Genomic DNA, 20,621 nt, shown 5'->3' with positions numbered 1-20,621 from the left:
TCCTAACTTTTATTAATTTTATCCCCATCTTCTACAAAGATCATATTTTGAAACTGATGTAATTCTTCTTTCTCCAATTTGTATAATATCGGCGATAACACTAGGAAGAAATTCATCATATTTTACCTCTAAAATAATTAATTGAGGATCTAAAGAATCCATAGTTGGTAGATTTTCATTAAATATCTCCTTTGAAAACAATCCAGAGCTTATTGATTTATCAAATGTCACTCGGACATTACCAACAGGATAGATATATGCCTCACGATTATAATCAACTATAGTCTTTGGCTTAAACAAATCACTCTTCATTCTAATATAAAGTTCTTTTAATAAGCTTCGGTCAGTAGATTTAATCCATTCAATATCTCCATCTAAGGTTTTCCTGCATTCTTCCATAGAGATTAAAGTACTGAATTTTGCTGTGAGATTATTATTTTTTACTTTTTTTCTAGCTTAATGAAAGAAGCATCATTATTATAAAACCTAATCCTATATTTTTCTCTATGATTAACTCCAGATATCTTTTCAAATAAAGCCTTATCATTTATATTATCGAAATATATACTTCTGATAAAATATCCACTATTCTCCTTAGAGTTCTTATCTAGTTTCATTATATTTTTAAGTCTGGATCTGAGTATATAATAATCTCCTAAATTGGTATAAATTTTGTGCTCATGTCTATATTTGATATTGTCCATGTTTCTCACCTCCAAGCTTTAAGTCTAGATTAAGAATATATTTCTTTTGTGAAATCTAGATGATAATAAATAGAAATCCTTGTGAAAATAAAAAAACTGAGAGAAATTCTCTCAGCATAATGAAAGCTAATAAAAGGAGTATAAAAAATAAGAATTCAATCTATTTCATGCATCTATCTAGCTCTTAATTGAAACCAAAATGTTGTTCCTTGATTAGTATGACTTTCCACTCCAAAATCTGAATTATGAGCTATTAATATATCTTTAACAATAGAAAGCCCTAATCCAGTTCCTATTACCGCTGGTTTATGGGTTTTACCTACCATATAATATCTATCCCATATATGATTTAGTTCTTCCTTCGCAATGCCTTTTCCTGTATCTCCCACTTCATACCTAATAAAATCACCAACATTTTTAGTTCCCCTTATCTAAAACTGAAGCCGCATCAGTTACCTGTGTAATAGGTCTAGATATTTTTGATGCAATAATAAATGATAATCGCAACGCTAAGAGTAAAGATATTATAGTTACTATAATTAGCTGGTTTTTCAAAACAGATGTGGTGGAGTCCACTGGATCTAGCAATCCATTAATATATAAATACAAGTTTTCACCATTATATTCCTGTAATATAGCACCATAAACTATGGTTGGCCTTCCAAGTCTAGGATCTTCTGTAGTATACAAAATCTTTTCTTGATTTTCTTTCTTCAATTTATCTACAAATTTTCTTGAATCTATAAAATTAAATTTAGGTGGTCTAGGATCAAAGGATGTATTCATAGGAAATATTGGAACACCATCTTCATTTAGTATCTGAATAATTATTCCTTTACTAAAGGATGTTGTATAAATAATATCTTCAAAGTCATCCTTTCCATATTCTACTACTAGGCTGTCTCCAATTTTTTTAATCTCATTAGTCTTCATTGACTTATAATAGGTATTTAAAAATACAATTTGAAGAAGCCATAATATGGTCATAATAGTTGCCGCAAATAAAACAAAATATGTCCCTAATTTAACTTTTAGACTTCTCATATCTAATCTATTTTTACTTCATCAACAAACACATTTCTCCCTAGCATATCAATTACAAGACCGCCAAATTCATATATTTCATTAGAATTACTATTATTTTGTATTTTCTTATTGCGGCTAACAATTACATTTAGCCTAGCCATAATTTCTTTGGGTGAAAAGGGCTTTACTACATAATCATCAATTCCTATTTCAAAGCCAAATAATTTATCATATTCTTCTCCCCGTGCAGAGAGCATAAGTACAGGTATATTCTTTATCTTTCTAATTTCCTTGTAAGCAGAAAAACCATCTACTTCCGGCATCATTATATCCATTACTCTAACATCAAAATCCTGTTCTTTACATATATTTACAGCTTCCATTCCACCTTTGGCTTCTAACACTTGATGTCCTTCAAATTCTCCATACTCTCTGATAACTTCTCGAATTCTCTCCTCATCATCTACAACAAGTATTCTAAACATAAAACTCCTCCTATAGACTTTCTAGGAAAGCCTTCCCTTATCTATATTATAAATCTTCAATGTGTTAGTTATGTGATAAATTTTATATATCTAAGTATGAAAAAAGAGGGTAGTATTATCTACCCTCTTAATCAATATCTCGTTCTACTCATTTCTTCGGTGTTCTCAGAATGACACTTTGGACAGTTTATATCTTCTTCATAGTTCTCATCCCAGATATGTCCACAGTCCTTGCATATAAACTTAACTAACGTTACGGATGCAGCCATATTCCCACCCCCCTATATAAACATATTATGCTCTTTATTCAATATAATGCTTGTACTTGTTTATATTATATCAAACTTTGATAAAAAAGTCACTAAGTTTTTATTAAATATATAAATATAAATTTTAATCTAAATTTATACAACAAAGTGGCTTTATAACAAGGGAAAAATACATGTTTATCTTCCTGATGAAAAAAAATAGTATGAGTAGAATTATAAAGGGATGCCTTGCGGCATCCCTTTATGACTATCTTTAGCTATTTTATTTCTTTTCATAATTCAGAACTAATCATTTGTTATTATATCTCTGCAGTTTTAAATCCTTTTCCCTTTACTTCTACTACATCAGTTATGGTAAAGAATGCTTTTGGATCTACATCGTTTACTATCTCTTTTAGTTTTGCAATTTCCCTAGAAGTAAGGGTACAATATATAATATCCCTATCTTCTTGAGTATATCCACCTTGTCCCTTTAAAAAAGTAACTCCCCTATGCAATCTCTCTATAATTGCATGAGATAATTCTTTAGATTTTTCAGATACGATTATAACATTTTTTTGCACATTAATTCCAATTTGTACCTTATCAAGTATTTGATAGCCTGCATACATGGCTATTAAAGTATACATTGCAGACTTATAACCAAACAATAAAGATGAAAGGGAAATTATAATAGTATTTGCCATCATCAATCCTGTTCCAATATTCATATTGTACTTCCTTTTAAGAATGGCTGCTATTACATCAAATCCACCTTGGCAAGTTCCATTTCTAAACATTAACCCCATGCCAATTCCATTAAGCACTGCCCCAAAAATTGACCCCAGAAGTATATCATCTACTATAAAATACTTTGAAAATCCTTTGGTTACAGTTAACCAAGATGAAAACACAATCATGGATATAAAGGCATAGAGCACAAATTTTCTATCTAGCATTTTAGCACCTAATACAAATAATGGTAAGTTCATTAAGAATACAGATATTCCTGTAGGTAAATCTGTTAAATATTGAATCATAATTGCAATACCACCAACTCCGCCACTTAGTAATCCATTAGGGACAAAAAATAAATTAATTGCCAATGCGCATAATAAATTTCCTAAAACTATAGAAAATATTTTAATACCAATTTCCTTAGGTTCTCCTAATATGGATTTTTGTATTTTATTTGTTTTCATTTATGAACTCCTTATTTCTATGATTTATTAATTTTATATATATTTATATTATATATTATTTCCTTACTATATCTTATCTTATAATCTAAATATAATCAATCCCATCTTTATTAATATCAACAATGGAGGCCTCTACAGAAGGACTAAAGGTACTTTTATTAAAGCTTATTTTTGTTACAAAAAAAGAGAGGATTCCTCTCTTTTTTATACTTATATCATATGTGATTTTATACATCTAAAATATTTGTAAGTTCTAAGTCAATTTTCTTCATTAGTATCCTTATCTTCATTTAATATATCATCTGTCTCCTCCATATCTTCTACAAATTCTGCCTTTACATCTATAGTATCATCTTCTTTATTTATGCTTCTCCATTGTTTATAGATCTTCAATTCATCTGATATTTTTTTAATTACATATGCTATTACTGCTAAATCATCAACAAACCCACCTACAATAAAGTCTGGTATTAAGTCTAAGGGATTTACTAAATACAATAGTGATATTATTATCATTATTGCGGAGCCCTTTGATAATTCCTTATAATCTCCCTTCATCCAATCTCTGACTAAATCAATAATTAGTTTTAAGTCCCCCCAAATTTCCATTAGTTGTTTATTTCCCTCTGCCTTTTCCTTAGCTGTCGTTAAAAGTTTCTTAAGTTTATCAGTATCAAAATAAATTGTATTTGCTTTTGATTCTAGTTTTCTTATGATTTCTTCAATATTTATTTTCATTTCTTACCTCCTGTTTCTTTTTATTCTCATCTATATTAATTATACTATTTTTTACACCTTTTTATCCAAAAATCTATGTAAAATAAATAAAGAAGCCTAGAAATCCAGGCTTCTTTATTTGTTATACTAATAATGGCTGTATTTGTTTACCTTTTAATACTTCTATAATAGTAGGTACTATCAAATCATAATGTGCAATCAGTGAATTAGTTTTATTTATGGCATCATCTTGCCCAAATGGTACAAAATATACATTTTTCTTATCTAGTAAAACTCCTATATTTTTTGCATTACCACTAAGTCCGTCATTGGTGGATATTGCAATTATTGCAGGCTTATTATTTCTCAAATGAGCCTTAAAAGCCATGCATACTGGAGTATCTGTAATTGCATTTGCCAATTTTGCTAATGTATTTCCTGTACATGGTGCTACAACAACTATATCAAGATAATTTTTTGGACCTATTCCTTCAGCATCTTGGATTGTCATTATAATATCTTTTCCTGTTAATTTAACTATCTTCTCCTTCCAATCTTCTGCTAAACCAAATCTAGTATCAAAATTGCCTGCATTATAAGACATTATCGGATATACATCTGCCCCCTCTTCAACTAATCTTTCAATCTCAACTAATATAGTATCAAATGTACAAAATGAGCCTGTAATAGCTATACCAACCTTTATTCCGTTTAATAACATACCTATACCCCCAATTCCTCAATAATATTATAAATAGTGTCCTTTAAAATCCCCGCCGCCGTTATAGGTGCTACTTTACCTGGCAATCCCAATGCCCAAGTAGTTTTTATTCCCAACTCTTTAGCTTTCTCAAAATCTACTCCACCTGGTTTAGATGCTAAATCAACTATTAATGAGTTTTTCTTTAATTCTAATAAGATTTCTTCCTTTACAATCATACTAGGAATAGTATTAAATACTACATCCATTTCTCCAATTAAATCTGTCATCTTATCTAAATGTACTGGTTTATAGCCGTAGCTGCTAATCCATGCTAAATCTGCATAGTTCCTAGCTTCCACATATACATCTGCTCCTATTCCATGAAGCATTTTAGCTAGAACTTTTCCTATTCTGCCGAAACCTAAAATCATAGCTTTAGAGCCATGGATAGTAATATCCATTTCTTCCATAGCCACTTGAATTGCACCTTCTGCCGTAGGAATAGCGTTTAAAACTGTCATTTCTTCCCTATTGAATAAATCTATACTGAGGATATTATTTAACTTAGATTTTTTTAGTATTTCATCAGATATTTTTCCTGCTATGAAAATTTGCTCTTTTGTCATATATTCAAACATCTCATCTATTTTTATATTCTCTGAATATAGAGGTGTATTTAATAAAATATTATCATCAGAACAAGGAAGTGGACCTATAACTATTTTCGCATCCTTAATGGCATAATAAAGATTTTCACTAAATATTAGTGAATTAACCTCTGATTTATCAAAACCAAAAACTTGAAGATCGCAGCCATCATCTTTTAGTAATTCTGCTAATTTAATATTTCTCTTATCTCCACCTAATACAACTATCTTCATATCATCCCTCCAATACTCTATTTCCTATTTAGAGACTAATATATATTATGTATATAAGCATTTAAGGTGCCTGTATATCTACATAAATAGAAAAAGCCTTAATGTAAAAACATTAAGACTTTTCCTATTTAAAATTTCCTTAATTTTTTATTTTCTATAGGTCATAACTGTAATAACCCCGTCATCATCTCTTGAAAAAACAAGGATATTTCCATCATCCATAAATCTGCTGTCAGAAAAACCTACTTGACCTTCTTCAAATAAACTCTTAATATCTGCTTTAAGTTTATGTTCAGCAAAGTAGTAATCAATCATACCATCTTTGTCTGGAACCACTTTCTGTACAGATTCTGGTATTAATACTGCATCTTTTAATAGATCTTCTATCTCTGGCAATTCTTCATCTGATACTTCCTCATCATCCCTTAATAATGTCTGAATATACTTCTCCCCCTCATCATAATTTCCTTTTGATGGATCTATAGGTAAGTCAAATAAAGCATTGATTCCTTTGTAAGCTGTGTTACGGCTAATCTCCCCTGTCTCTTTATTAAACTTATAGGAATTAATAATATCGAACTCATCCATAACAGCAATGTATAAGCCTCTGTCTGCAAAAACTTCTATATCATCACATTCCATAATTCTATACATTATCCCATCTTCTACAAACCAACTTCCTGCACCATTCATCGTAAAAATATTAAAGTCTTTAGGGTGCTGTCCCTTTATAAAAGGTGAAACAAGAAATGACATTTCATCATATGCAGGATCAAGTGGATGCGGCATTGGCGTTCCGTCTACCCTAGAAATAGCAAGTACTGAATATGTTCTATTTGGAAATATTTCTTCTGCAGAGTGTTTAAAATCACTGATTTCTTTGCCAGATACTATTCCCATTAAAGTTATCTTATAATCGCCAATAGTCTGAGTCTGATTTATAGATACAGCTCCTTCACCATCAAAAGCAATGGCAAGTCCCTTATCTCCTAAATTCTCTGCAATCTCCCTAGGTGTTAATAGCTTCCATGCTGCAAATGCTGAAATTGATGTTGCTACTATAAGTATAGCAACCATAGCAGATACTGATAATCTCCTTTTATTTGTACCTCTCATCCTATTTCTCTCCCCTATCTTATTTATAATTTTTCGATTCAAGCTGTCATCTGGTTCATTATCTGAAGAAAGGGCTTGCCATAGCATTTTGTCTAACTTTTCAAAGTTCTTCATATCCATTGACCTCCATATATTCTTTAATTAACTTTCTAGCTTTATAAAGCCTACTCTTTACAGTTCCTTTTGGAATTTTAAGTGCTGATGCAATATCTTCAATTGATAATCCAGTATTATAATACATATACAAGGGTATCCTTAATTTATCGTTCAACGATGCTGAAGCTCTATCGATCATCGTATAGACTTCATTGCTTATGACTACAAGTTCTGGTGTTGTAGTATCAATCATGTATGACTCATTATCAAAATCATCTTTAAATTCTACTATCTTTGCAATCCTATGCCTCCAACCAAATTTTCTATTCTGATTCTTCCACATATTTGCTGCAATAGCTATGAGGAAGCTCTTTGGATTTTTGTTTCTATCTATTTTGTGACATAACTCTATGGCTTTTAAAAAGGTTTCCTGATATAAATCATCAGCTTGATGTTTATCCCTTGTTAATTTACAACAAAATCCGTAGACATCTTTACCATGGTTTTCAATTAAATGAGTTAACTCTGCAACATCCAATCTGTTATCCCCTCCTTATCTTATTCTTATGATGCCTTCAAATTTAAGAAGGATCATGTACTGATTGGCCTCTCATCTATATATTGTAATAACTTCTAGTTAGGTTCATATTTTTTATAATGAATAGAAAAGTTCTCACTTACTTTTGAGTCTCATATAGAAGCCTCTTTATAATTTATAACATAAAAATAGACTAACTTAGATAGAACCTTATAATATAAAGGTTTACTAATTTAGTCCAATTATACAGATTCATCTATAACAGCAAGATTATAAAACCTTATCTCTTTCTCAAAAATTTACCAGGTTTTTTACTAATGGATTTTTAATCCATATCCTTTATAAATAATAAAACTCCTTCTTTTTTTATACTCTATTTAATTCCTTGTTCCTCAATACTTTCCAACTTAGAGACATAAATCCCTCTTATTAGTACAGCAGCTATAACCACAACACCACCTATGATAGCATATATCCCAGGATTTTCACCTGCGAAAACATATACCCATAAGGGATTTAGCAAAGGCTCTATAACAGTAATTAAAATAGCCTCTAATGCGGTAAGATATTTTGTTGAATTTACATAAAATATATAAGGAATACCAAGTTGAAATACTCCCATTATGATGATTATAATAATACTTTTTACATCTGGTAATGGGGTAAATATAAAGAAAGGTATTGCTATAATAAATGTCAACATATTTCCAAAAAATGTAGTATCCATAGCTGAACCATCTTTTTGTAATCTAAGTGATATAGTCATACATGCCAAAGAAAATCCTGATAGTATAGCTATAATATTACCTAATGTATTCCCTATATTCACATTGTCTATGAAAAATAATATCATTCCTAAAAATACCACTGTAATTGAAAGAATATCATACCATCGAATCTTTTCCTTTAAAATCCATACTCCTAGAATTGCAACAAAAATAGGGGCTGTATATTGTAATAATATTGCATTTGCTGATGTAGTCAATTTATTTGCAATAATAAAACATAACATAGTGGTACAAGTAGTTATTGTGCCTAGAATCTGTGGTTTTGATTTTGTAAATTTTGGTTTCTTTATATAAATCAACATTACTAATGCGGCTATAAAGCTTCTCAAACCTGCTATTGATATTGGATTCCAATCTACTAATTTAACAAATATACCACCTGTGCTCCACATTGTCGAAGCAATGGCAGCTAGAATAATTCCTTTATATCTATCTTTTTTTATATTCATTTTTTCACATCCTTTAGAAAAATATCCCATTTTATATATTCTACATAACTTTCTTTAATCTTGCTATGCTTTTTTACTATAAATTATTAAAAGGTTAAACTAATTAATTAGCTTAACCTTTGATATTTTCTATTCCAATCTCATCAACAGTTCTCCAGCCTCTACATTTTGACCTTCTTTAACAGCTATTGAACTTACAATTCCAGCAGTGATCGCTGTGATTTGTGTTTCCATCTTCATAGCTTCAATTATTGCAACTAATTGACCCTCTGTAACTTTCTCGCCAGTTTTTACTAAAATCTTTGCTACAACTCCTGGGATACTTGCTCCAATTTCTAATTTGTTTTCAGGATCTGCCATCTGTGTTGTAACTAATCCTTCTTTTACAATATTACTTGCCCTATCAAGTATTTTTATAGCCCTTCTACTATCATTGACTTCAAAATATAAAGTTCTATATCCTTTATCATCTAATCTACCTATTTCAAGGAGTTTGATGACTAAAGTCTTACCTTCCTCTACTTCTATCTCTCCAATTTCGCCTTCCCTTAAACCGTGGAAGAATATATCACTTCCCATTCTACTAAAATCTCCATGCTCTTCAACATACTTTAAATAGTCCTCAAAAACCTTAGGATATAGAGAATAAGATAATAAGTCTTTTCTTTGTGGAACTACATTATACTTTCCACTTAGATACTCCTCGATTTTTTTAAAGTCCTCAGGAGGAAGTAATTCTCCCGGTCTACAAGTAATAGGCTCTTCTCCTTTTAATACTAGTTTTTGAAGCTTTTCAGGGAATCCTCCCATTGGTTGCCCCATCATACCCTGGAAATATGATACCACGGAATCTGGAAATGCCATATCCTTAGCCTTATCATAAATATTTTCTGGAGTTAAATCATTTTGCACCATAAATATGGCCATATCCCCTACAACTTTAGAAGTAGGTGTTACCTTTACAATATCTCCTAGCATTTCATTTACAACTCTATACATTTCCTTCACATCGTCAAATCTATGATCTAGTCCAAAGCTATCTACCTGTGGTTTAAGATTTGAATACTGTCCACCTGGTATCTCATATTTATATATTTCTGCCGTTCCTGATTTTAGTCCAGATTCAAATTTACTATATATTGGTCTAACACTACTCCAATAATCAGATATAATCTGTAAATCATCTAAGTTAAGTCCTGTACTTCTATCTGTATGTTCTAATGCTGCAACTACTGAGTTTAATGCAGGTTGAGATGTTAGCCCCGCCATACTATTAAAGGCAGTATCTACAATATCTACGCCAGCATGAGCTGCCATTAGTACTGTTGCTATTCCATTTCCACTAGTATCATGGGTATGAAGATGAATAGGAATTTTAATTTCAGATTTTAATGCCTTAACTAACTCATAGGCTGCTTGAGGTTTTAATAAGGAGGACATATCTTTAATCCCTAGTATATGTGCTCCTGTTTTTTCAATTTCTTTAGCAGTCTTTATATAATAGTCCAAGTTATATTTAGTTTTACTTTTATCCAATATATCCCCCGTATAACATATACAGGCTTCTGCTACTTTTCCTACCTTCAATACCTCATCTATGGCTACTTCCATACCTTTCAGCCAATTAAGCGAGTCAAATATTCTAAACACATCTATACCTTTCTCTGCCGATTCCCTTACAAACTCTCTAATAACATTATCAGGATAATTTCTATATCCTACTGCATTGGCACCTCTTAAAAGCATTTGAAACAATATATTAGGTATTTTCTTTCTTAAAACCTCCAACCTTTCCCAAGGAGATTCATTTAAAAATCTATAAGCCACATCAAAAGTTGCTCCTCCCCACATTTCTAAAGAAAATAAATCATTTCCTAATACTGAAAGAGCCTTAGAAATCTTATACATATCATCAGTCCTCATTCTAGTAGCCATTAAAGATTGATGAGCATCTCTTAGAGTTGTATCTGTTATCAATAGAGATTTTTTGTCTTTAATCCATTCTACTAAACCTTCAGGACCTTTTTCATCTAATATTTGTTTAGTACCATATTGTCTTTCATGTCTAACAACTTTAGGTATATTTGGGATATCAAAGTCTGGTTTATCACCCTTTGTTTCATTTACTACCTTTTCCCCTATGAAATTTAGAACCTTTAATTCAATATCAGTCTTTGCTCTAATATCAAATAACTCTGGGTTATTGGAAATAAATCCAGTATCACATTTACCTTTTAAAAACTCTTCATGATTCAATACATTTATTAAAAAAGGAATATTTGTTTTTACCCCTCTAACCTTTAATTCCTTCAATGCTCTCTTAACTTTCCTTGTGGCATCTTCAAAAGTTCTAGACCAAGAAGTAACCTTTACTAAAAGACTATCATAATAAGGACTAATATTTGCACCTGTAAAACCACTACCTCCATCAAGTCTAATTCCAAATCCAGAACCAGTTCTATATATATCAATATTTCCTGTATCTGGAGCAAAGTTGTTTAATGGATCTTCTGTAGTAACTCTACACTGTATTCCATAGCCCCTTATTTCTATACTTTCTTGTCCTTTTATTCCTATTTCATCAGAATCTAAAGAATATCCTTCAGCTATTAAAATTTGAGACTGCACTATATCAATTCCAGTAACCATTTCAGATACAGTATGTTCTACTTGTATCCTAGGGTTTACTTCAATGAAATAATGATTTCCATATTTATCTAATAAAAACTCAACTGTTCCAGCATTCCAATAATTAACGGCTTTTGCTATTTTAACTGCATCATCACATATGTTTTTTCTTTGTTCCTCTGTAATAGAGAATGCCGGGGTATATTCAATAACCTTTTGGTGCCTTCTTTGTATAGAACAATCTCTCTCAAATAAATGAACTATATTTCCATATTTATCTCCTAAGATTTGAACCTCTATATGTTTTGGTTTTTCAAGATATTTTTCAATAAATATATCATCAATACCAAAAGCCTTCTTAGCCTCATTTTTTGCACTATGGTATTCCCTTATTAGATCCCTTTCATCTTTTACCACTCTCATGCCTCTACCACCACCGCCAGCAGCAGCTTTAAGTATAACGGGATAACCAGCGAATCTTGCAAACTCTATTACTTCCTCTTCCGAGGTTACTGACTTTTCGATCCCTGGAATAGTTGGTACTCCTATACTAGTGGCTACTCTTTTAGACTTTATCTTATCTCCTAGACTATCCATCATTTCATGAGTTGGCCCTATGAATTCAATGCCCATTTCCTTACACTTTCTTGCAAACTCTGGATTTTCAGATAAAAATCCATATCCTGGATGTATTGCATCTACTCCTTTTTTTAATGCTAATTTAATGATTTCGTCTATATTTAAATATGCTTCTATTGCTCCTTTGTTTCTGCCAATCAAATAAGACTCATCAGCTTTTGTTCTAAATAAGGAGTTCTTATCTTCATTTGAGTAAATAGCCACAGTTCTTATTCCAAGTTCATTACAAGCTCTAAATATTCTTATGGCAATTTCTCCTCTATTGGCAACTAACACCTTTTTAAATTTCTTTTCCATTTATAACACCTCCAGATGCTTAATAATTTCTTCTGTAAATTCTTTAGTTCCTAGATTTCCTCCTAAATCTATTGTCTTACTATTTTTATTTTTAAATGTAGAGGCTAAAGCTTTCTCTATCTTAATTGCAGCTTCAAATTCACCTATATGTTTCAGCATCATTATTCCAGATAATATTGCCGAAGTAGGATTTGCTATATTTTTTCCTGCAATATCTGGCGCTGAACCATGAACTGGTTCAAATACTGCAATATCTTCTCCTATATTAGCTCCTGGTGCTAACCCTAATCCACCTATAAGCCCTGCTGATAAATCAGATAATATGTCACCATATAGGTTAGGTGCCACGATCACATCATAATCCCTTGGCGACTGAACAAGTTTCATACACATAGCATCTATTATTATGTCTTCAAATTCTATATCCTTATACTCCTCTGAAATTTTCCTTCCACATTCTAAAAATAAACCATCAGATAATTTCATAATATTTGCTTTATGTGCTAGTGTGACTTTTCTTCTCCCTTCCTTCTTTGCCAATTCAAAGGCATATCTGCATATTCTTTCACTTGCTTTTCTAGTTATTATCTTGATGCTCTCGGCTGCATCTTCACCTATCATATGCTCTATACCTGCATATAGATCTTCTGTATTTTCTCTTACTATGATGAAATCTACATTTTTATGTAAACCGTCAACACCATGGTAAGATTTTATTGGTCTTATATTTGCAAATAGATTTAATCCCTGTCTTAATCCTACATTTACGCTTCTAAAGCCTTTACCTATTGGGGTAGTTATAGGCCCTTTTAGTGCTACTTTATTTTTCTTTATACTATTTAAAACATAATCTGGAAGAGGTGTCCCATAAGTTTTAATAGTATTTTCTCCAGCCTTAACTATTTCCCAATTTATATTAAGATTTGTGACTTCAATGATTTCTACCACAGAAGATATAACTTCTGGTCCTATGCCATCTCCTAAAATTAAAGATATATTATGTTCCATAATTATTCCCCCTTCATATTTAGAAGACCGCCAGCTTTAAGCATATCTCTTTGCCTTTCAGTTATATCTAAGGTTAATTTATATACCTTATTTTTAGTTCTATTATTTATAATAATCTTGTCTTCATTAATTTGATTAGAAACATTTTCAATAACTAATTCATCTAACATATCTATATCATCAAAATCATCTGTGTTCTCAAATACTAAAGGAATTATTCCATTATTGATTAAATTTTGTTTATGAATTCTTGCAAAGGATTTAGCTATTATAGACTTAATCCCCAAATATAATGGAACTAAAGCTGCATGTTCACGACTTGAACCTTGCCCATAATTAAATCCTGCAACAATGATACCTCCGCCATTTCCCTTAGCCCTCTTAGGAAACTCTAAGTCACATGGTGTTAAACAATAATCAGATAGATAAGGAATATTAGATCTATAAGGCAATAACTTAGCATTTGAAGGCATTATATGGTCAGTAGTTATATCGTCTCCCACTTTAATTAATACCTTTCCCATAATTTCTTCCCCTAATTCCTTAGATTTTGGAAAAGGTCTAATATTTGGTCCACGGATAATATTTATATCTTCCCCAACCTCAGCTGGATTAACAATTAAATTATCATTTATTAAAAACTTTTCTGGCATAAATATATTTATATTTTCCATATAACCTGATGGATTGGTAATATATCCCGTTAAAGCTGACACCGCCGCTACTTCTGGACTTACTAAATATACATTTGCAGAAGGAGTTCCACATCTTCCTTTAAAATTTCTGTTGAAAGTCCTCAAAGATATACCATCAGTAATCGGTGCCTGTCCCATGCCTATGCAGGGACCACATCCAGATTCAAGTATTCTAGCTCCAGCTGATATAAGTTTAGAAAGTCCTCCATTTTCAGCAAGCATATTTAATACTTGCTTTGAACCCGGAGAAATAACTAAAGAAATATCCTCAGATATAGTTTTTCCATCTAAAATTTCTGCAACTTTCATTAAATCCATATAAGATGAATTAGTACAACTGCCTATTGCTACTTGATTAACTTTAATATCTTTCAGATTAGATACTTTAACTACATTATCAGGACTATGGGGACAAGCCACCATTGGCTCTAATTCATCAAGATTTATTATTATTTCTTCATCATAAAAAGCATCATCATCAGCCACTATATTCTTATATTCTTTCTCCCTTCCTTGAAGTTTTAAAAATTCATAAGTAATTTCATCAGAAGGAAATATAGAGGTTGTAGCACCTAGTTCTGCTCCCATATTAGTTATGGTTGCTCTTTCTGGAACAGATAAAGATTTAGCCCCTTCACCTGTATATTCAAATATTTTATTAAGTCCACCTACTACCTTATATCTTTTCAAAACTTCAAGGATAATATCCTTAGCAGATACACCAAGATTTAATTTACCTGTTAGTTCAACTTTTACAATGTAGGGCATAGTTATATAATACTCTCCCCCTGCCATTGCTACAGCTACATCTAACCCTCCTGCCCCTATGGCTAACATTCCCAATCCACCGCAGGTAGGGGTATGACTATCGGAGCCTAAAAGTGTTTCCCCAGGTACTCCAAATCTTTCTAGATGCACTTGATGGCATATTCCATTTCCTGGTTTTGAAAAATATATTCCATATTTTTTTGCAACGGTTTGAATATATAAATGGTCATCTGCATTTTCTGGACCAGTTTGGAGCATATTATGGTCAATATAGGCTACTGACTTTTTTGTCTTAACTTTATCTACTCCAATGGCTTCAAACTGTAGATAAGCCATAGTTCCTGTAGAATCCTGAGTAAGGGTCTGATCTATTTTTAATCCTATTTCACTTCCTCTTATTAATTTTCCAGTTATTAAATGCTCTCTTATTATCTTTTCTGCAACAGTTAATCCCATCTTTTTTTACCTCCAATCAACATCTAAATTGCCTTTGTTTCTTTGTTTCCTAGAATATTTGGAATAAATTTAAATACTAATTCCTTAAGTTCATCATTGCCAATATTTGAAGTTCTTCCATTAGCATATTCCTCATCCATCCATTTTTTAATTGGTAAAATCCTCTGATCGTTCTTGTCAATTTTTTTCATATCATTTAATTTAAAATATCCATTAATCCAAGCAGCAATACCTGCTAATCCTGAATATGAATTTACTGCAACTATCGGTGGTCTACCTAGAATCTTTTCAGTATCAAAGCTATTATATATTTCTTTATTTTTTAACATACCATCTGCATGAATTCCAGCCCTGGTAACATTAAATTCACTGCCTACAAAAGGTGTACGGGCTGGTACAATATAATTCAATTCTCTTTCAAAATAATCAGCTATATCAGAAATTATTTTAAGATCCATATTCTTAGTAGTTCCCTTTATTTGTGCATATTCAAATACCATGGCTTCTAGGGGACAATTTCCAGTTCTTTCACCAATTCCAAATAATGTAGAGTTGACAGAAGAACCTCCAAATAACCAGGATGTAGTGGAATTTACAACTACAGAATTAAAATCATTGTGTCCATGCCATTCAATGGATGTTGAAGGTACATTACAATAATATCTTAAACCATGAATAAGAGCAGGCACAGATCTAGGTAACTCTACTCCAACATGAGGAATACCTACGCCTAAAGTATCACAAGCCCTTATTTTCACAGGTATCTTATACTTATCAGATAATTCCATTAAGTTCTTGGCCAATGGAGCAACAAATCCAAAGAAGTCTGCACGAGTTATGTCTTCAAAATGACACCTAGGAGTAATTCCATTTTCCAAAGCAGCTTCTGCAATAGAAAGATAAGTCTGCATAGCCTCTCTTCTAGTCATATTCAATTTGTGAAATATATGATAATCTGAACAAGACATAAGTATACCAGTTTCTTTAATTCCCATTTCTTTTACTAGTTTAAAATCTTCCCTATTAGCCCTAATCCAAGAAGTAATCTGCGGAAATTCATATCCTCTTTTAATACATTCTTCTACGGCTTTTCTATCTTTATCAGAGTATAAAAAAAACTCAGTTTGTCTTATGATCCCTGAACCATTATCTAACCCATGAAGATAATCGTAGATTCTAACCATTTGCTCAACTGTCATAGATGACATGGATTGCTGTCCATCTCTAAATGTAGTGTCAGTAATCCATATGTCTTCTGGAATATCCATTGGTAATTGAATATTGTTAAATTTTACCTTTGGTATTTCAGTATAAGGAAATGCTTCCTTAAAAAGATTTGGTCTTAAAGTATCGATGCCGCTATAAATCATTTTTCTTCCCCCTCATTTGTATTATACTTCATTTTTTGCAAGTTTTCTTAGCTCGTGTTTCTTTTTTTAAAAAACAATCATTTTGTTTTTCTTACTATTTCATCATCCACTTCTAATGGTTTTTCCCTTTCATATTTATTTCTCCATTACTATGTCTATTTGTTTTCCTGCGTTACGCCAATTTCATGATTTTTCTTTCCAGTTGCTTACTTTAATGTGATAAATAATATTTTAAACAATTCTAGCACAGTTTTAAAATAATAGCAAGCCATTTTTGCAAGTTTTTATATTCTTCCTTGCATTATGTTAAATAATCTACATTTAGAGAAAGTTGTTTCTGCTAATATCAAATATTTGATTGCCTATAATATAAAAGTTATATATACTAAAAATATGATCAATTACACAAGGGGTGGTTAATTATGAGCACTAAATCTAAAGGTATATTAGCAGTTGTTATTTCAGCAACTATTTTTGGAAGTATGCCTTTAATGGCAAAGTTTGTTTATGAATCTGGAGGAAATGCCACAAGTTTAGCATTCTATAGATTTTTGTTGATACTTCCTTTTTTATATTTATTAATTAGAAAAGATAATGAAGAAACTTTAAAAATTGCAAAGGAAGAATTAAAGAAAATAATTCTTGTAGCTACTTTAGGATATGGAGCAACGGCTTTGTTGTTATATTTATCTTATAACTATATTCCTTCTGGAATAGCAACAACAATCCATTTTATATATCCGGCCTTTGTAATACTTGGATGCATATTATTTTTTAAGGAAAATCCAAGTGTTACAAAGTTAATTGCAGTTATACTTTGCTTATTGGGCGTCATAATGTTTTATGATGGTGATGGAGATATTAATTTCACTGGAATGCTCCTTGCTTTTTCATCAAGTATTACCTTTGCTTTTTATACTATATATCTAGATAAAAGTAGCTTAAAAGAAATGAATACAATTAAATTAACATTTTATCTTTGTGTAATTGCAGCAATTATGATGCTAATCTTTAGTATACTAACTAAAACATTTACAATAAATATGAAACCCCTAGGATGGATAATGTCCTTATTGCTATCTTTGTCAGTAGGTCTTGGAGTAACTCTTTTTCAGTTTGGCATTAAGGTAATAGGACCTCAAAGTACATCTATTTTAAGTACCTTTGAACCTATTACAAGTGTAACTATAGGAGTATTATTATTAAACGAGGGTTTTGGAATTAAAACATTCTTTGGAATCTCATTTATATTATTAGCAGTTATAATAATTTCTTTTTTTGAGAAATAAAAAACTTCTAAGGAAACATAAAGAGATAGCTTTTTTTGAAACTCATTTACAGGAAATTCTCAATATTAAAATATTAAAGTAGAACTTCCCTATCTGGAGAACAAAAACAAAAAATAGCCATTATAAGTTATACAATAAAATAACACTCCTTTCTAGTTTAATCTTATTTGATTATTCCTAGAAAGGAGTGTTTATTATTTAAATATCATAATTCTATCGTCTAAAGAATTATATTCTTTTTCTCTTGGTTCAGCAGTTGGTTTTATAAAGGAATATAGGGGCTTTTTTAATCCCTATAATAATACTTAATTGATCTATAATCTTATCTCCCATTTTGCAATCCTAAATCCAAAATATGAAATTGTTTCCATCTCCTACTTATTGCTCCCTTTTCATCAAGGTAAACATGGAGATTGCAAACATTAAAAGTGAAGACAATATCAAAATAAATAAAGCTAATAATAAACCAATCCCTAAGCTCCCATCAAATAACTTTTGTGTCTGCAAATATAAAAATACATTATAACCTACATTATGTGTATCTCTAGGTAATAGTAAATATGTCATTAAGGTTATTAATCCTGTCAAAGGAAGCAAAAAAGAAATCATTTGATTTTTGCTTATATAGGACACAAGTTGAACCAAGGAATATATAAGAAATATATAAGCTACAAATACAGTAAAAGTATACATAGTAATACCTAACATACTCACCACCTTGTCCGATGAAAAAAACATATCCCCCGATGTTTCAAAGAAACCAAATGTCTGTACTGCTTTCTCATTTATAATCCCATATCTGTCCAGTCCTAGCCCAAACTGTATATTTCCTAAAAAGAACAGAACAATAAGACATAATACTACTGCACACAATGACAAAATAAACCTCGAAAAAAATCTAGTCAAATAAATCCTTTTTTTGGAAAAAGGTAAGGTAAATATCAACCTTATAGTTTCGTTCTCAAAATCCAAAGACCAAATATCATAGTTCAGCAATATAAATAAAAATATAAAAACTAAACTAAATGGGCTCTCTCCATTAATAGCCTGATTGATTATATAAAATCCATCGGGTCTATTGGGATTAATCTCTGGCAATTGTTCATCTTTACCATATTCTTTCATCAAAAGCATTCTTTTATTCCAATCTCTTTCATTTGTCCTATATAAATTACTTCCTCTTACATCTATTTTCTGTTCAAATACCCTTACCAAATTATTATCTAGCTTCTGATTAACTTCTTGTATCTTTAATTCATTCTTGTGGCTATTTTCCCATAATATCTTCAAGAAGTTCAAATTGTTTAAATTAACACTCCACACGTCTGCCATAAATTCTAACGATGATATTGATTCATGTTCTGGAGATTCATTATATAGAGTTTCTAATTGATTACTATATCTTTCATACCATACTGTAGCATTATTTATTTCAGATTGTAGTTCCTCCATTTTAACACTAGGATATTCTTTATAAAGCTTTACATAGTAAAATTGAAATATTAACAACACAGATAATATAGCTAATAGCATTAAAAAGACATTCTTTTTTGAGAAAAAAAGTTTTATTTCATTATAAACTAAAGCTTTCATCACACATTACCCCTTATAATATAGGTTATAAAAACTTTCTAAATCTGTAACCTCTTTATTAAAATCCTCTATTCTTATACTATTTTGCTGAAGCATTTCAATATAATTATTTAATGCTTCCTTATCATCACAATGAAAAGAAATCCAATTACTATCATTATCCTCTAGTGAAGTCATGCTCAACCCATTAATTTCATTCCCTATTTTCATGCTTTTCTCAACATCTGAAACTTGAATCTTATATACATTTCCATCCTTTAGCTTATCAGGTAATGAACCATCATAAAGCTTATCCCCATGATTAATAAGAACAACTCTGTCAACAATTTTCTCTACTTCTCCCAATTGATGAGAAGAGAAAAGAATAGATGAACCCTGTTCTCTAATTTCCTTTATTTGCTCCCTCAAATTAACTATAGCCTGAGGATCTAATCCATTAGTAGGCTCATCAAGTATAATTAATTTCGGATTATGTAAAAGAGATAAAGATAGCATTAATCTCATCTTCATTCCCATGGAATATTTCCCAGCAACCTTTGTTATGCTATTTTCAAGTCCACTGAAATCAATCATTTCTTTTACTCTATCCTGTCCCACTCCACGCCATCTTGCCATCATTTTTAAATGATCTAATCCTGATAAATTAGGATATAAAGTAGGATGCTCTATGCTCAATCCAACTAGAGATAATGCCTCCTTTCGATTCTTTTTAATAGAGTATTTCCCAATATAAATCTCTCCAGCTGTCATCTGATAAAGCCCAGCTACACATTTTAAAGTAGTAGATTTTCCGCTACCATTAGGTCCTAAGAACCCGACTATTTCTTGCTCACCCACTTGAAAACTAAGGTCTCTTATTATTGTTTCCCGGCCAAAGGATTTCTTCAAATTATTAATCCGCAATATGCTTTCCATGATTTCCCTC

The 20,621-nt window shown here is 31.0% G+C and carries 16 protein-coding genes and 2 pseudogenes; 1 reads left to right on the top strand and 17 read right to left on the bottom strand.

The features are described 5' to 3' along the window. Positions 1–18 precede the first annotated feature (18 nt). The 15 genes and pseudogenes from RBU61_RS19485 to RBU61_RS04350 all read right to left on the bottom strand — a co-directional run bounded on the left by RBU61_RS19485 (position 19) and on the right by RBU61_RS04350 (position 16,814). Positions 19–704, bottom strand: a pseudogene (locus RBU61_RS19485) (polyphosphate polymerase domain-containing protein). 173 nt (positions 705–877) lie between these two features. Continuing rightward, positions 878–1,105 (bottom strand): ATP-binding protein, encoded by a 228-nt coding sequence (locus RBU61_RS04415; RefSeq protein WP_374212511.1) that lies wholly within the window; start codon positions 1,103–1,105, stop codon positions 878–880. A 16-nt stretch (positions 1,106–1,121) separates the two neighbouring features. Further along, the gene (locus RBU61_RS04410; RefSeq protein WP_308878369.1) at positions 1,122–1,748 is read right to left on the bottom strand and encodes a hypothetical protein; all 627 of its coding nucleotides are present in this window, start codon (positions 1,746–1,748) and stop codon (positions 1,122–1,124) included. 5 nt (positions 1,749–1,753) lie between these two features. Further along, positions 1,754–2,215 (bottom strand): annotated as a pseudogene (locus RBU61_RS04405) (response regulator transcription factor); the annotation flags it as partial. Between the two features lie 568 nt (positions 2,216–2,783). After that, entirely contained in the window at positions 2,784–3,665 is an 882-nt protein-coding gene (locus RBU61_RS04400; protein ID WP_308878368.1) for a YitT family protein, read from the bottom strand. A gap of 258 nt (positions 3,666–3,923) precedes the next feature. Next, the gene (locus tag RBU61_RS04395; protein WP_308878367.1) at positions 3,924–4,403 is read right to left on the bottom strand and encodes a YkvA family protein; all 480 of its coding nucleotides are present in this window, start codon (positions 4,401–4,403) and stop codon (positions 3,924–3,926) included. A 121-nt stretch (positions 4,404–4,524) separates the two neighbouring features. Beyond that, positions 4,525–5,103: a dipicolinate synthase subunit B gene (locus tag RBU61_RS04390; protein ID WP_308878366.1), complete on the bottom strand. Its 579-nt coding sequence runs from the start codon at positions 5,101–5,103 to the stop codon at positions 4,525–4,527. 2 nt (positions 5,104–5,105) lie between these two features. Next, a complete protein-coding gene (gene dpsA, locus RBU61_RS04385; protein WP_308878365.1) occupies positions 5,106–5,966 on the bottom strand; it encodes a dipicolinate synthase subunit DpsA in 861 nt (286 codons plus the stop codon). A 147-nt stretch (positions 5,967–6,113) separates the two neighbouring features. After that, positions 6,114–7,196, bottom strand: coding sequence for a hypothetical protein (locus tag RBU61_RS04380; RefSeq protein WP_308878364.1), 1,083 nt, complete (start codon positions 7,194–7,196; stop codon positions 6,114–6,116). Further along, entirely contained in the window at positions 7,183–7,716 is a 534-nt protein-coding gene (locus RBU61_RS04375) for an RNA polymerase sigma factor (RefSeq protein ID WP_308878363.1), read from the bottom strand. Before RBU61_RS04375 ends, RBU61_RS04380 begins: the two co-directional genes overlap by 14 nt. Positions 7,717–8,089: 373 nt before the next feature. Then, on the bottom strand, positions 8,090–8,953 hold the full coding sequence (locus RBU61_RS04370; RefSeq protein ID WP_308878362.1) for a DMT family transporter: 864 nt from the start codon (positions 8,951–8,953) through the stop codon (positions 8,090–8,092). Positions 8,954–9,082: 129 nt separating this feature from the next. Beyond that, on the bottom strand, positions 9,083–12,517 hold the full coding sequence (locus RBU61_RS04365) for a pyruvate carboxylase (RefSeq protein WP_308878361.1): 3,435 nt from the start codon (positions 12,515–12,517) through the stop codon (positions 9,083–9,085). Continuing rightward, positions 12,518–13,525, bottom strand: a complete 1,008-nt coding sequence (locus RBU61_RS04360; RefSeq protein ID WP_308878360.1) for an isocitrate/isopropylmalate dehydrogenase family protein — start codon at positions 13,523–13,525, stop codon at positions 12,518–12,520. A gap of 2 nt (positions 13,526–13,527) precedes the next feature. Next, a complete protein-coding gene (locus RBU61_RS04355) occupies positions 13,528–15,444 on the bottom strand; it encodes an aconitate hydratase (protein WP_308878359.1) in 1,917 nt (638 codons plus the stop codon). Positions 15,445–15,467: 23 nt separating this feature from the next. After that, positions 15,468–16,814: a 2-isopropylmalate synthase gene (locus RBU61_RS04350; RefSeq protein ID WP_308878358.1), complete on the bottom strand. Its 1,347-nt coding sequence runs from the start codon at positions 16,812–16,814 to the stop codon at positions 15,468–15,470. Positions 16,815–17,236: 422 nt separating this feature from the next. Between RBU61_RS04350 and RBU61_RS04345 the strand changes: the two genes are divergently transcribed. Next, a complete protein-coding gene (locus RBU61_RS04345) occupies positions 17,237–18,103 on the top strand; it encodes a DMT family transporter (RefSeq protein ID WP_308878357.1) in 867 nt (288 codons plus the stop codon). 378 nt (positions 18,104–18,481) lie between these two features. On the opposite strand, the gene RBU61_RS04340 is transcribed toward RBU61_RS04345, so the two are convergent. Next, entirely contained in the window at positions 18,482–19,696 is a 1,215-nt protein-coding gene (locus RBU61_RS04340) for an ABC transporter permease subunit (protein WP_308878356.1), read from the bottom strand. 6 nt (positions 19,697–19,702) lie between these two features. After that, positions 19,703–20,611 carry an ABC transporter ATP-binding protein gene (locus tag RBU61_RS04335; protein WP_308878354.1) on the bottom strand — a complete coding sequence of 303 codons (909 nt, stop codon included), beginning with the start codon at positions 20,609–20,611 and terminating at the stop codon, positions 19,703–19,705. Between the last annotated feature and the right edge of the window lie 10 nt (positions 20,612–20,621).

Source organism: Tissierella sp. MB52-C2, from assembly GCF_030931715.1.
In the GTDB taxonomy this organism is placed as follows: domain Bacteria; phylum Bacillota; class Clostridia; order Tissierellales; family Tissierellaceae; genus Tissierella.
This window is presented reverse-complemented; position numbering and strand designations above follow the sequence as displayed.

Bases quoted from the DNA above. Each gene is read 5' to 3' on its own strand.
- RBU61_RS04410 (WP_308878369.1), bottom strand. From the start codon at position 1,748: ATGAGAAGTCTAAAAGTTAAATTAGGGACATATTTTGTTTTATTTGCG.
- RBU61_RS04390 (WP_308878366.1), bottom strand. From the start codon at position 5,103: ATGTTATTAAACGGAATAAAGGTTGGTATAGCTATTACAGGCTCATTT.
- RBU61_RS04395 (WP_308878367.1), bottom strand. From the start codon at position 4,403: ATGAAAATAAATATTGAAGAAATCATAAGAAAACTAGAATCAAAAGCA.
- RBU61_RS04340 (WP_308878356.1), bottom strand. From the start codon at position 19,696: ATGAAAGCTTTAGTTTATAATGAAATAAAACTTTTTTTCTCAAAAAAG.
- RBU61_RS04345 (WP_308878357.1), top strand. From the start codon at position 17,237: ATGAGCACTAAATCTAAAGGTATATTAGCAGTTGTTATTTCAGCAACT.
- RBU61_RS04350 (WP_308878358.1), bottom strand. From the start codon at position 16,814: ATGATTTATAGCGGCATCGATACTTTAAGACCAAATCTTTTTAAGGAA.
- RBU61_RS04400 (WP_308878368.1), bottom strand. From the start codon at position 3,665: ATGAAAACAAATAAAATACAAAAATCCATATTAGGAGAACCTAAGGAA.
- RBU61_RS04360 (WP_308878360.1), bottom strand. From the start codon at position 13,525: ATGGAACATAATATATCTTTAATTTTAGGAGATGGCATAGGACCAGAA.
- dpsA (WP_308878365.1), bottom strand. From the start codon at position 5,966: ATGAAGATAGTTGTATTAGGTGGAGATAAGAGAAATATTAAATTAGCA.
- RBU61_RS04365 (WP_308878361.1), bottom strand. From the start codon at position 12,517: ATGGAAAAGAAATTTAAAAAGGTGTTAGTTGCCAATAGAGGAGAAATT.
- RBU61_RS04335 (WP_308878354.1), bottom strand. From the start codon at position 20,611: ATGGAAAGCATATTGCGGATTAATAATTTGAAGAAATCCTTTGGCCGG.
- RBU61_RS04355 (WP_308878359.1), bottom strand. From the start codon at position 15,444: ATGGGATTAACTGTTGCAGAAAAGATAATAAGAGAGCATTTAATAACT.
- RBU61_RS04370 (WP_308878362.1), bottom strand. From the start codon at position 8,953: ATGAATATAAAAAAAGATAGATATAAAGGAATTATTCTAGCTGCCATT.
- RBU61_RS04380 (WP_308878364.1), bottom strand. From the start codon at position 7,196: ATGAAGAACTTTGAAAAGTTAGACAAAATGCTATGGCAAGCCCTTTCT.